The organism is Mesocryomonas lacus (assembly GCF_055730135.2).
This window is the reverse complement of the sequence record NZ_JBUZWE020000006.1, coordinates 174216-187066: the sequence shown is the minus strand read 5'-3', so window position 1 is coordinate 187066 and position 12851 is coordinate 174216. Positions and strand designations below refer to the sequence as shown.

The window sequence follows — 12851 nt, the reverse complement described above, 5'->3', positions numbered from 1 at the left end:
CGTCTAAGTGTTCATTGCATATTTAGTTCCTGAACGGCATCCGCTAGGCGCCTACTGTTTGTCAACAGCGTTAAGGTCGCTCGGTTGTCCTGCCGATCCGCCCCGAGAGTTCTGGCGGATGCCAGCCTCCCGCCGATAGATTTGCCAAGAGATAGGCGGTACGATCGCTGACGCTCGGGTGCTGTATTGCAGTGCAAGAAAAGCCACGCACAGCAACATCCGAGTTTAGGCATCCGCCTATCGCTGCGGGGCTATTGTATTCCGCTTCACTCACCATGCCTAAATGAATAGCGAGGTTACCCGCATGGACATCGTTCCTGAAAATTCCGAAGATACGGGCATGATGGAGCCAGGTGGATTGCATTCGACATAGGAAGTCGGGATATGCCGCACTACTATTTCCACCTTCGGGATGGAAACGACGTCATCGAGGATCCGGAGGGCAGCGCCTTTCTCAACCTTCAGGCGGCACGGCAAGAAGCGCTGGCCACCGCACGGGAGATCCTCGCCGAGCGAGTCCGGACCGGCCAGATGGTCGGCGGACAACAAATCGACATCTGCGATTCGCAAGGGCACAGGCTCTCGACCGTGCCATTTTGCGAGGCGTTTCGGCTCTGGACTCACTGATGCGGCGGCGGCCGGTGACAGAAGGTGGAGAGAAGCGTCTGCCGTAAAGGCCCCAGGCGTCGCCAGACGGGGTACCTCTTCCGCCGCGAGTGCGGTCATCTTTTCCACGCAGCAGCGCTAAGCTCTTATGCACTGCCGCTAGGGCCCTCCGAGGCCCGAGAGATGCTCTTACTCCTCGGACCAGGCTTTTCGGGCGAGACGCTTACGCCGGTGCGGTCAACTGGATGTCGTCGGCACGGAATTTCTCGAGGACGGAGAAGAGCAGCGCGCTGCGGGTGGAGTAGACCTGGCGCGGGCCAGCGACGAAGGCGAGCGCATTGAAGCTGATCTTGCCGTCGGAGATCGCGTCGATGAAAACGTTCGGCTTTGGGTCATCGAGCACGGCGGGGTGCTTGTCGAAGATCTGCAGCAGCGTCTCGCGCACCGCGATGGCATCGATGGTGATCGGCGCGGTGAACATGATCTGGACGCGGCCGATGGGGTCGGCGAGGGTCATGTTGCGGATCGACTTGGTGATCAGCTCCGAGTTCGGCACGATCAGCGTCGAGCGGTCGGCGATCTGAATCTCGGTCGAGCGCACGTTGATGCGCTTGACGTCGCCCTCGTCGGTGCCGATGCGCACGATGTCGCCGATCTTGACCGGCCGCTCAGCCAGCAGGATCAGCCCGGAGATGAAGTTCTGGGTGATCGCCTGGAGGCCGAAACCGATGCCGACCGACAATGCGGAGACGACGAGGGCGATGCGCTCGACGCCTATGCCGAGCGAGGTCAGCGCCCAGAAGCTGGCGAAGATGATGCCGGCATAGCTGACGATCATGCTGGCGGAGTTGCGCGCGCCGGCGTCGAGCTCGGTCGTCGGCAGGTAGGTCTCGTCGAGCCAGCGGCGGACGAGGCGCATCGCGGCAAGGCCGAGGGCGAGTGCCAGGAGCGCCTTCAGGATGGCGCCCGGTGCCAGCGTGAAGCCGCCGAGATTGATCGAGGAGAGGTCGCCGAACTGCGAGAACAGCGCGCCGGTGCCCGGCCCGAAAGGCGCGAAGATCAGCGCGACGGCGAGGAGGACGATGGCGATCCGCAGGAAGGCGGAGACGACGACACCGGCCTGGCTGACCCGGCTCTTGCGGATGCCGAGGCCGGCATTGGCGGCGCGCCCGAGCCAGCCGTCGCCGGACAGAAGCATGGTGGCGAAGTCGTCGGTGACGGTCAGGAGCAGGTAGGCGGCTGCCACGATGATCGCGACCCAGAAGGTCTGACGACCGATGAAGAGCGAGAAGTTGATGTAGCCTTGCAGCGCTGCGACGAGGCTGACGACGAGCGCGACCCAGGCCAGCATCGAGGCAAGCGTCACCAGCGAGCGCGTCGCCGAGGGCTGCGCGGCTTCTTCCGCATCGGGGTCCTGCCGGCGCAGCTTGCGGACGGTGAGGAGGGTGGCAAGCGTCAAGCCGGCATAGCCGAGCGCGATGACGAGATTGGCGACCGCGGTGGAAGGCGGGCTGGCGGCGATGGTGCTGTTCAGCTGGATCAGGCCGATGCCAAAGGCGCCGAGCAAAGCGGTGACCAGCGGATAGGGCCGCAGCTTTTGCGCCGCCGCATCGCCGATCGGCAGCAGCCGCCACGACGCCTGGTCGACCAGCAGAAGGCCTGCGCCGAGCGAGACGATAAAGGCGCCGATCGAGCCGCTGAGCACCATGCTGGACAGCACCGCGTCGACGTCCGGCGTGAGTGCATTCGCCCAGCGCAGGCCCTGGATGATGATGAACAGGGCGATGATGGCACTGAGCGTGCCGACGAGAACGAACCAGAGGGCGAGACCCGAACGCCGGGCCCGCGAGCCAGGGGCATGGTCGATCGCGAACTGCCGGCCGATCCTGCGCAGGCGGCGGCGCACCGGCAGCCAGACCACGCTGGCCAGAAGGACGGACAGTCCGATGATGATCGGGTTGGAGCCGCTGAGCCCCTCCCAGAACCCGTCGACGAGGTGGTAGCCGAAGGTTTTCAACCGGACGACGTCGGCCGGCCAGGCGACGAGGATAGGCTTCCAGAAGTTGGCGCTGAGCGGCGACGCCGTCTTCTCGAAGGTGTTGCGGTTGAACTCCTCGGCCAGCGACCGGTTGATCGTGTCGACCGCATCATTGGCGTCGGTGGAGAGGAGACGGCCGCGCTTGATGGCGGAATCGATATCGCTGCGCTCTTGGCCGAGCTGCTCGCGCAAGGTCTTGATGTCCGCAGATTCCGCTTCGGCCGGTTCGCCGAGCTCCTTCAGGCGCGAGTCGAGGCTTTCGAGCTGCGGCACCAGCGCCGTGGCGGCGGCCGCGGCGCGCGACTGCACGGCACTTGCCCGGTCGCGCAGCGAGATGCGCTGTGCCGAGGCCATATCGTTGCCGAGCGCCTTGCTGATGTTGTCGAACTCGGCGCTCTGGGCGTCGATCACCTGCACCGGGTTCGGCTCGCCTTGCGCCGATGCCGTCGGGGCGAAGGCACCTGCGGCGGCGATGAAGAGGAGGGTCGCGAGGGCGAGGAGACGAAGGAATTTGATCATTATGGTCGGGGCCGCGGCGGCCGCAGGTCCTTGCTGAAGGGGAGAAGGCGAGAGCCACCTGAGTTCTCGCATGCTTTATCCCGCGGAGCATCCCGCAGGCGTGGCGCCGGTCGATGGGGCGGGCGGCTGCTTGCCGGTCCCGGTGGTGTGATGAATGCAGCGCGGTGCCAGCCTGCACGCGCCTAAAAGACGTCCTCACTGTGTGAATCGACGCGGTCGAACCACCGTCGACCAGTTCCGATTTCCGCGTCGATGTTGTAGGCCGGAATGCTGCCGGCGCGGTGGTGCCTAGAACCAGAATGGAGCAAGACTTGGACCGCTTCCAGCCGATCGATGCCGCCCTCGTTCCGCGATTCGCCGGGATCGCGAGTTTCATGCGCCTGCCGGTCGTTGCGAGCGCCGAAGGTCTCGATATCGCCCTTTACGGCATTCCTTGGGACGGCGGCACCACCAACCGTACCGGTGCCCGGCACGGCCCGCGCGAAATCCGCAACCAGTCGAGCCTGATGCGGCGAGTGCACCATGTTTCGGGTATCGAGCCATTCAGCCTCGCCAATGTCGCCGATATAGGGGACCTAGCGGTCAATCCTGTCGACCTGCAGACCAATCTCGAGATCATTCGGGCCGGCGTCGCGGCGATCGTCGCCGCCGGCGCCCGGCCGCTTGGCGCCGGGGGGGACCACCTGACCACGCTGCCGGTGTTGCGCGCGGTCGCGGCCGATCGTCCGGTCGGGATGATCCAGTTTGATGCCCATTCCGACACCAACGACCGCTATTTCGGTGACAACCTCTACACCCACGGTACGCCCTTCCGGCGCGCGGTCGAGGAGGGGCTGCTCGACCCGCGACGGGTAGTGCAGATCGGCATTCGCGGCTCCGTCTACGAGGTCGGCGAGCACGACTGGGCTCGGGCGGAGGGCATGCGGGTGATCTATATGGAGGAAGTCGTGCGGCGCGGCGTCGTGGACGTGATGGCCGAGGCGCAGGCGATCGTCGGCACGGGCCCGACCTACGTCACCTTCGACATCGACTGCATCGACCCGTCGATGGCGCCCGGCACGGGGACGCCGGAGGTCGGCGGCTTCACGACGCGCGAGGCGCAGGAGATGCTGCGTCTGCTCGAAGGGGTCGACATCGTCGGCGCTGATGTGGTGGAGGTTTCGCCCCCCTTCGATCTCGGCGGGATGACGGCGCTGGCCGGCGCGACCATGCTGTTCGAGCTGCTCTGCGTCATGGCGCGGGCGAACCAGCAGAGCCGCGGCTGAAAGGATCTGCCCGGTAGCGACGCTAGCGAAAGGAATAAGAGTTCGTAACCTCGAATTCGGGCGAGAGTTGATTTCGGACCCTTGCATCGTATAGCTGGCTTCAGTGGCGATGGATGCCGCTCGGATTTTTTTGCGTGATCACCTCTCCCATCCTGACCCCCGCAGAGCTTGCCGATCCTGCCTTTCTCGCCCGGATTCTCGCTTCTTCAAACGATTGCATCAAGGTGATGGATCTCGACGCGCGGCTGGTCTTCATGAGCGTCGGCGGGCAGCGGGTGATGGAGGTCGACGACTTCGAGGCGATCCGCGGCTGTTTCTGGCCAGATTTCTGGATCGAGCAAGGCAACATCGATGCGCTGGCCGCCGTGGAGGCGGCGCGGGCCGGACGTGTGGGTCATTTCCAGGGGATGGCGGACACGCTGAAGGGGCGCGCCCGGTACTGGGACGTCAAGGTGACTCCGATCCTCGGGGACGACGGCAAGCCAGAGGCCTTGCTGTCGGTCTCGCGCGACATCACCAACACGCGGATCGCGCGCAGCGAGGAGCGGCTGAACCTTGCCCTCGGGGCGTCCGGGATGGTCGGCGTCTGGGACTGGGACCTGCAGACCGACCTGATCTATTCAGACCCGAACTTCGCCCGCATCTACACCGTCGATCCCGCTTGGGCGAATGCCGGGGCGCCGCTCAGCGAGTACATCAAGAACTTCCACCCCGACGACATGCCCGAGTTCCAGGCCGAGCTCGAACGGCTGTTCGACGGTGCTCCCGAGTTTTCGTGCGAGTACCGGGTGCTCCAGCCGGATGGTTCGGTGCGCTGGGTGCTGGCGCGCGGCAAGCTGGTGCGCGATGGCGACGGCGTGCCGCTGCGGTTCCCTGGCGCGTCCGTGGATATTACCGAGCGCAAGCTTGCCGAGGAGCGCCGCAACGACCTTGCGCACGAGATGGCGCACCGGGTGAAGAACATTCTCGCCATGGTGCAGGCGATTGCGTCGCAAACCTTCCGGCAGGTGAAGACGGTCGAGGAGGGACGCACGGCGATCAATGCGCGGCTGAACGCGCTTGCCCGCGCGCAGGACATCCTGATCCAGCCCGACCGGCCGGATGCAGGCATTCTCAGCATCGTCGAGGGGGCGCTGGAGGCGCACCGGACCGGCCAGCGCATCAGCATCGCCGGGCCGGACCTGCCGCTGCGGTCGCAGCAGGGCCTCGGCCTGTCGCTCGCCTTGCACGAACTGGCGACGAATGCAGCCAAGTATGGCGCTCTCTCGACCGAGCACGGGCGTGTCGACGTGTCCTGGAGGGTGACGCCGGAAGATGAGTTCGTCTTCGACTGGGTGGAAAGCGAAGGGCCGCGCGTGGTGTTGCCGGAGCGGACAGGGTTCGGAACCAAACTCGTGGAACGTGTTGTGGCGCCGTACTTCAACGGCAAGGCGGCGCTCGACTTCGATCCATCCGGCGTGCGTTTCCGGCTTGTCAGCGGCATCAACGAACTCGCTGGCAAAACAAAATCATGATTTTGTTTCAACGCATTGCAGGAACTCTTTCGTTCGGGATGATGTTCTGGCTGCATGGGTGAATCGTTAGACTACCGGCAGTATGCAGTTCTCGTGGTCGAAGATGACCCCATTCTTCTGATGGATGCGATGGAGCTGGTCGAGGATGCCGGCCTCACGGCCTACGGCGCCCGCGACGCCGATGCGGCAATCGGTCTTCTGGAGCGTCACCCCGATATCCGCATCCTGTTCATCGACGTCGAGATGCCGGGCTCGATGGACGGGCTGAAGCTCGCCCGCGCTGTCCGCGATCGCTGGCCACCGGTGACGATCATCATGACCTCCGGGCGGGTCAAGGTCGGCGCCGAGGACATGCCGGAGAACGGGATGTTCTTCGCCAAGCCCTATCCGCCAGCCGAGATCGTCAGCACGCTTAACCGCATCGCCGGCGAAATCCTCAATTAACGGTCACTTTTCATTCTGTTGATGGCACTGTCGGGCGGGCGGCTCAGAGACGCATTTCCAAGTCCAGCGTCTGCGTGCGATCGCCGCAGAGCCAACATGTAAGCGATGCCATGCGCCGCCGGTTCATACGACGCCCCTTTAGCGCCGCGCGACCGCGGCTTGCTGCTCCAGCGCTTTGGCATAGCGGGTGAGCGGAAAGCACATCGCGAAGTAGATCAGCGCCACGAGCCCGTAGACGGTGAACGGGGCGAAAGTGGCGTTGTTGATGGCGTTGGAGGTCTTGACCAACTCGTCGAAGCCGATGATCGAGGTCAGCGCCGTGCTCTTCACCAGCTGAACCAGGAAGCCCACGGTGGGCGCGCGGGTGATGGCGAAGGCCTGCGGCAGGATAATCAGCCGGAGCTGGGTCACCGTGTGCAAGCCGAGGCTCCGCGCGGCATCCCACTGCCCCTCCGGGATCGCCTCGACGCCGCTGCGCCAGATCTCTGCGAGATAGGCGCTGGCAAACAGCGTCAGCGCGAGTACGGCGGCTGTCCACGCCTCGATCCGAAGTCCGAGCAGCGGCAGTCCGAAGAACACCAGGAACAGCTGCATCAGCAAGGGCGTGCCCTGGAACAGCGCGATGTAGCCTTGCGCGGCACGACGCAAGAGTTTCCCTCGGCTGGTCCGCGCGAGCAGCACGAGAAGGCCGACGGTGCCGCCGCAGACGAAGGCGGCGACCGACAGGAGAACGGTCCAGCGCGCCGCGAGGAGCAGGTTTCGCAGGATGTCCCAGAGGGTGAACTCGATCATGCGCCGCCCCTTGGCGTCGGCGCCAGTGCAGTCGCAGCTTGGGCGGCGCGGGAGGTCTTCCCTTCGGGCGCGGGTCCGCGGGCGATGAAGCGGGTCCCGATCAGGTTCATCAACCGCCGCAGCGCCATCGACAGACCGAGATAGACGGCGGTGACGACGAGATAGGTCTCGAAGGCGCGGAAAGTGCGGGCCTGCAGGAGGTCGGCTTCGTAGGTGAGGTCGCGAACCGCGATCTGCGAGACGACGGCCGATTCCAACATCATGATAACGAGCTGGCTGGTGAGGGCGGGAAAGATCACCTTCAGCGCCTGCGGCAGCACGATGGTGACGAAGACGCGGTAGCGCTTGAGGCCGAGCGCCAGCGCCGCCTCGCTCTGCCCCTCCGGCACGGCATCTAGCCCCGCGCCAACAATCTCCGTGCCGTAGGCGCCGAGATTGATGGTCATGGCGAGGATCGCCGCGGTCATGCCGTCGAGCCGGAGGCCGATCGCGGGGAGGCCGAAGAAGATGAAGAACAGCTGTACCAGGAACGGCGTGTTGCGGATCAGCTCGACATAGAAGCTGACCAGCCAGCGCACCGGCTTCAGCCGGCTGCGGCGGCCGCTGGCGCCGAGGATGCTGATGAGGATGCCGAGCGGCGCGGCCACGGCGATCAGGAGGATCGTCGTGACGGCGCCGTCCGCCAGAATCGTGGCAGCCTCGGCCAGCCAGCTGAAGTCGAGGCTGTAATGCATGCGATTCAGAGGTCCTTGGGATCCAGCGGCTTGCCCAGCCACTTCACCGAGATCTCGTTCAGCGTGCCGTCGGCCAGAAGCTTGTCGATCGTCTCCTCGAGCATCGCCTTCAGCTTCGGCTCACCCTTGGCCAGCGCGATGTGATCGGGAGAGCTCATCAGCTGGAACTTCTGCTCCGGTGCGAGGTCGGTCTGCTTGGCCAGCACCTGCGCGCCGACGTCGTTGCCGACTGCCATCATGTCGGCCTGGCCGGACAGGAAGGCCTGGATCACCGAGTTGTAGTTGTCGAAACGCTTGATCTCGGCATCCTTCGGCGCCGCCTCGGTCAGCGAGGTGTCTTCCAGCGTGCCGCGGTTGACCGCGATGGAGTGGCCGGAAAGGCCGGCCTTGTCGGTCACGGCAAGCGCCTTCGGGCCGATGACGCCGATGTAGTAGGGCGCATAGGCCTTGGTGAAGTCGATAACCTTCTCGCGCTCGGCGCTGTGGCCGACGCTGAGGAGGATGTCGACGCGCTTCTCGGTGAGGAACGGGATGCGGTTCTGGCCGGTGACGCTGACGAGGTTCAGCTTGACGCCCATGGTCTTGGCGAGGATCTCGGCGACGTCGATGTCGTAGCCCTTGAGGCTCATGTCGGAAGACACCGAGGAAAAGGGCGGGAAGTCGGAGAAGACACCGACATTGAGGACACCGGCCGACTTGATGGTGTCGACGCCATCCGCACGGGCGGCCGTTGCCCCGAGGCTGAAGCCAAGGACGACCGCGGCACAGGCGGCACGGAGCGCCAGCGCGCGGCGGGTGAGGTTCGGCATGGGCATGTCCTTATCGAGGGGCTGGAACTGGATCGAGGGAATAGGACCGACGCGGATGCGGCGGATTCGCAAAGGCGAGGCGTCGCGACAGGTGATAGGGTCCCCGGATCTTCGAGGCTGGCGGCTGCGTCACGGTGCCACAGCGTCGGCATGTGTCAGCGTTGCTTTGATCACGCCGGGCTATACTTCAGGTTTCATCCCGGCAGCCCTTCGTCCAAGGGCGGCACGGTTAGGGCTTGTCGAAAATGACGATATCGGGAAGCCTCGTGTGAATCCACGTTGAAACGGCGGCACGAGCGGATTTCCAAGATGAAGTTTTGAGCAGTGCGCCTCATAAGGCGGCAACCTTTGAAAGGGCTTCTGCAAAGGCTCTGCGGCGCGGCACTGCCGCCGCGCGCGGCCTGTTACCACGCTCCCGTCCCGGCGCATTACCGGCCATCTGTCCGGCAGGCAGTTTGTCCCGCGACTCATTCTCGCAGGAACACCGCTCAATGCTTCCCTTCAAAGGTGCAGCTTGTCGACTTTGCCAAGGCGGTATAAGCGACAGTTTGCTTAGCCTCGACTGAAAAAGACAAGCTTACGTGAATATGAGCTGGCTATCCCGCTGCCGGCTAGCAACTATCCGCAGTAAATTAATAATCGTGTGCTAGCTTTCAGGCAGTGTTCGAGTGGGGCAAGCATGATCGGCAGTATTATCCGTCGGGTCCGGGGCGACGACGTAGACGGCCGGGTCTTCGGCGAGATGCTGGACCAGATGTATGCCTCCGCCAAGGCGATCTGCTTCAGTACGGCCATGCTGATGGTCGCGGCGGTTTACTGTTCGCTGCGGACCGGAGATGGCGTCTTCATCGCCCTCAGCGTGGCGGCGGCCATAGCGGGCACGCTGCGGATCGCCAACAGCGTGGCCTATCTGTCGCGTCGGCGCCGTGGCGAGACTCGCGCCGAGCTGCAGGCCTGGCAGTTGCGGTATGCGCTCGCCGCCTTTCTCTACTCCGCCGCCTTCGGCGGGATGATGTTCCGCTCCGCTGTCCTCGGCGACGTGCCGACCTTTGCGTGGTGCTACGGTCTCGGCTGCGGCTATGCGGCCGGGCTGGTCGGGTATGTCGCGATGCGCCCGGCGATCGCCAGCGTGCAGAGCTTCATCGTCATGGCACTCGGCATCCTCGGCTGCCTGACGACGGGCGACCCCATGTACCAGATGATGGCCCTGACGCTGCTGCTCGGCTGGGTGGCGATCCTCAGCAACATCCAGGTCCAGTACGACAGCGTGCGCGAGATGCTGGAGAGCCGCCGGGAACTCGATCGGATCGCCCGGACCGATCTCCTGACAGGTCTCTGGAACCGCCGGCATTTCGAGGAGAAGTTCATGCCGCTCGTTGCCGAGGCCGAGGGCCATGCGACGCTGCTGGCGATCGACCTCGACCATTTCAAGCCGATCAACGACACGCATGGACACGAGACCGGCGATGAGGTGCTGCGCGAGGTGAGCCGGCGGCTGGTGGACGGCGCGCCGGCGGGGCAGCTGATGGCGCGGACCGGCGGCGATGAGTTCTCGATGCTCTTGACCGGCACAGCCGCCGGCAGTGCTGCCGCGGTGGCGGACGCGCTGGTCGCCGCGCTCGCCCAGCCGATCATGATCTCCCGTGGCAGCGTCAGTCTCGGCGGCAGCGTCGGTCTGGCGCGGGTGCAGGACGGCGACAGCTACGAGGCGGTCGCGCGGCGCGCGGACATCGCGCTTTATGCCGCCAAGATCGCCGGGCGCAACGCGGTGCGCATCTTCGACCAGCCGACGTCAGCCACTTTGGTCGCCTGAAACCGGCCCGTGCCGGCGGTCTGTTGTCCCTGACGACAAATGCTCGCGCTATCGGCGCGATGCATGCCTTTCAAACGAAGATGGCCCCGGCAAACGCCGGGGCCATCCTTGTCGGTCGATGAAGGCTGAAGGGCTATTCGCGCTCGCCCGTGAAGTTCAGCAAGAGCTGGAAGATGTTGACGAAGTTGAGGAACAGCGAGAAGGCGCCGAACACCGCCATCTTCTGCCGGGACTCCTCGGAGAAGTTCTCGGCATACTGCTCCTTGATGTTCTGGGTGTCCCAAGCGGTGAGGCCGGTGAAGACGATGATGCCGATCACCGAAACGGCGAACTGCAGCGCCGACGAGCCGATGAAGATGTTGACGACGCTGGCGATGACGACGCCGATGAGGCCCATCATCAGCAGCGAGCCCATCTTCGTCAGGTCGTGCTTGGTCGTGTAGCCGTAGAGGCTGGTGGCACCGAACATCGCCGCGGCGATGAAGAAGGTGTTGGCGATGCTGGCGCCGGTAAAGACCAGGAACACCGAGGCGAGCGACAGGCCCATGACGGCACAGAAGGCCCAGAAGGCGAACTGGGCGGTGGCGGCCGACATGGTCTGGATCTTGAACGAGAAGACCAGGACGAAGGCGAGCGGCGCCAGCATCACCACCCACTTCAGCGGCGAGGAGAAGATCGGCACGTAGAGCGCCGGCGTCGTGCCGACGACGTAGGCCACCAAGCCGGTGACCACGAGGCCGAGGCCCATATAGTTGAAGACGCGCAGCATATGCTGGCGCAGGCCCTCGTCGAAGATGACGCCGGACTGCTGGGCGGTTTGTGCGCCCCAGCCGGATTGAGTGGGTGTGTTCATCAGGAAGCTCCTTGGTGGGTGGGGGGAGATCGACCGAAAGCTTGGCCCGAGGGCCGCGGCCTTCAGTAGAGGGTGCGGGCGAGCGCTGCGGCGGCGCGGCCGAGCGCTTCGCGCGGGGCGGCGTCGGCGACCAGCGCGTAGCCGACCTCGCCGACCTGCCAGTAGGCCGCCGTGACGCCGTCATCGGTGGTGGTGAGGGGTTCCACCACGTCGAACCGGCCGGGCCGCACGGCGAAGACCGATAGCGATCCGAGCTCGGTCTCGACCGCCATCTCGACGCTCGGGCCGAACGGCGAGGGGAAGAGTTGCACGTCCGTCACCGTCCAGTCGGCCGGCAGTTTCGGCATGGCGATGGCGGTGGCGGCGAGGATTTCGGCCGGCGCGTAGTGGCTGGTGCCGCCGTGTGACGGCATTTTCGCGCTGACGGCGGCAGTGCGGTGGGCGAGAACGGCGTCGCCGACGAAGGCTGGAGGCTGCGCCGATGCGGAAACCTCGCGAACGCCGAGCGGGCCCATCTTGGCGTGCGCCAGCCAGCCGACGGCGATGAAGAGGCCGACGGCCGCGACGCGGCGCAGGCTGGCGCCGACCCGGCGGCGGCCGAGCGTGCGCTCCAGCCGGCGCGCGGCCTCGGCAGTGGCAAGGCTTCCAGGCAGCGGCGGCTCGGCCAGCGCCAGCTTCAGTTCGTGCCGGCCACGCAGGTCCGCCATGATCCGGGCGGCAAGGGCGGGTTGGCTCGCCAGATGCGCCTCAACCGCGATCTGCCGTTCCGGCGACAGCTGGCCGTCGACATAGGAAACGAGGTCGGTCTCGATGATCGGGTCAGGCGTTGTCATCGACACCTCCAAGGGCAAGCGGGGTTTGCCGCGGCGACACTCGCGGGGACGATTCTCGCGGGGACTCGGGGGCACGCAGCGGAATGACGTTGGCTCCCGCGGCGGTGCCGTCTTCGATCGCCCGCAGCCGGGCGCGCGCGCGCGAGATGCGCGAGACGACGGTGCCGACGGGCACGCCGAGCGCTGCGGCGGCGTCCTCGTAGGACAGCCCGTCGATCGAAACGAGGTGCAGCGCGGCGCGCTGGTCGTCCGGCAGCGACAGGAAGGCGTCGCGCACGTCGGCAAGGCGGGCCGAATGCTCCTGGCCTGCGGGTGCGGCTAGCTCGGTGTTGCGACCGAACTCGGCGCTGCGCAGCGTTTCCGCGCGGCGCGCCCGCTTCTGGTCGACGAAGGCGTTGTGCAGGATGGACAGGAGCCACGTCCGGAGGTTGTGGCCACGCCGGAACTGCGCCTGCCGCTCGATCGCCTTGACCAGCGTGTCGTGCACCAGATCCTCGGCATCGGCGGAATGCCGCGTCAGCGACAGCGCATAGCGCCGCAGCGGTCCGAGCTGTCCTGTGACGTCGAGGTTTTCGTCCTTCATGACCGGGTATACGGCGCCCACCGGATTTCCATCCACCGGCGGCCAGAT

11 protein-coding genes and 1 pseudogene are annotated in these 12851 nt (G+C 65.5%); 5 read left to right on the top strand and 7 right to left on the bottom strand.

Annotated elements, in window-relative coordinates:
* Positions 1-384: 384 nt before the first annotated feature.
* Complete coding sequence (locus ACZLZY_RS11630) at positions 385-627, top strand: DUF6894 family protein (protein WP_472934062.1); 243 nt, start codon at positions 385-387, stop codon at positions 625-627.
* 202 nt (positions 628-829) lie between these two features.
* Here the strand turns inward: ACZLZY_RS11630 and ACZLZY_RS11625 are convergent, their stop codons facing one another.
* Positions 830-3163 carry a DUF3772 domain-containing protein gene (locus ACZLZY_RS11625; protein WP_472934061.1) on the bottom strand — a complete coding sequence of 778 codons (2334 nt, stop codon included), beginning with the start codon at positions 3161-3163 and terminating at the stop codon, positions 830-832.
* Between the two features lie 374 nt (positions 3164-3537).
* Between ACZLZY_RS11625 and speB the strand changes: the two genes are divergently transcribed.
* From speB to ACZLZY_RS11610, 3 genes are all read left to right on the top strand, one after another.
* Positions 3538-4428, top strand: a complete 891-nt coding sequence (gene speB, locus ACZLZY_RS11620; RefSeq protein ID WP_472934208.1) for an agmatinase — start codon at positions 3538-3540, stop codon at positions 4426-4428.
* A gap of 134 nt (positions 4429-4562) precedes the next feature.
* Positions 4563-5942: a sensor histidine kinase gene (locus ACZLZY_RS11615; RefSeq protein ID WP_472934060.1), complete on the top strand. Its 1380-nt coding sequence runs from the start codon at positions 4563-4565 to the stop codon at positions 5940-5942.
* A 54-nt stretch (positions 5943-5996) separates the two neighbouring features.
* Positions 5997-6386: a response regulator gene (locus tag ACZLZY_RS11610; RefSeq protein WP_472934059.1), complete on the top strand. Its 390-nt coding sequence runs from the start codon at positions 5997-5999 to the stop codon at positions 6384-6386.
* Between the two features lie 138 nt (positions 6387-6524).
* Here ACZLZY_RS11610 and ACZLZY_RS11605 read toward each other — a convergent pair whose 3' ends face one another.
* The 3 genes and pseudogenes from ACZLZY_RS11605 to ACZLZY_RS11595 form a co-directional block, all read right to left on the bottom strand.
* On the bottom strand, positions 6525-7178 hold the full coding sequence (locus ACZLZY_RS11605) for an amino acid ABC transporter permease (RefSeq protein ID WP_472934058.1): 654 nt from the start codon (positions 7176-7178) through the stop codon (positions 6525-6527).
* 74 nt (positions 7179-7252) lie between these two features.
* Positions 7253-7912: pseudogene (locus ACZLZY_RS11600) on the bottom strand (amino acid ABC transporter permease); the annotation flags it as partial.
* A gap of 5 nt (positions 7913-7917) precedes the next feature.
* Positions 7918-8721 carry a transporter substrate-binding domain-containing protein gene (locus tag ACZLZY_RS11595; protein WP_472934057.1) on the bottom strand — a complete coding sequence of 268 codons (804 nt, stop codon included), beginning with the start codon at positions 8719-8721 and terminating at the stop codon, positions 7918-7920.
* A 679-nt stretch (positions 8722-9400) separates the two neighbouring features.
* Here ACZLZY_RS11595 and ACZLZY_RS11590 point away from each other — a divergent pair.
* A complete protein-coding gene (locus ACZLZY_RS11590; protein ID WP_472934056.1) occupies positions 9401-10534 on the top strand; it encodes a GGDEF domain-containing protein in 1134 nt (377 codons plus the stop codon).
* Between the two features lie 133 nt (positions 10535-10667).
* Here ACZLZY_RS11590 and ACZLZY_RS11585 read toward each other — a convergent pair whose 3' ends face one another.
* The 3 genes from ACZLZY_RS11585 to ACZLZY_RS11575 form a co-directional block, all read right to left on the bottom strand.
* The gene (locus ACZLZY_RS11585) at positions 10668-11387 is read right to left on the bottom strand and encodes a Bax inhibitor-1/YccA family protein (RefSeq protein WP_472934055.1); all 720 of its coding nucleotides are present in this window, start codon (positions 11385-11387) and stop codon (positions 10668-10670) included.
* Positions 11388-11449: 62 nt separating this feature from the next.
* Positions 11450-12220 carry an anti-sigma factor family protein gene (locus ACZLZY_RS11580; protein ID WP_472934054.1) on the bottom strand — a complete coding sequence of 257 codons (771 nt, stop codon included), beginning with the start codon at positions 12218-12220 and terminating at the stop codon, positions 11450-11452.
* Complete coding sequence (locus ACZLZY_RS11575; protein ID WP_472934207.1) at positions 12207-12803, bottom strand: sigma-70 family RNA polymerase sigma factor; 597 nt, start codon at positions 12801-12803, stop codon at positions 12207-12209. The genes ACZLZY_RS11580 and ACZLZY_RS11575 overlap by 14 nt, the downstream gene beginning before the upstream one ends.
* Positions 12804-12851: the final 48 nt, after the last annotated feature.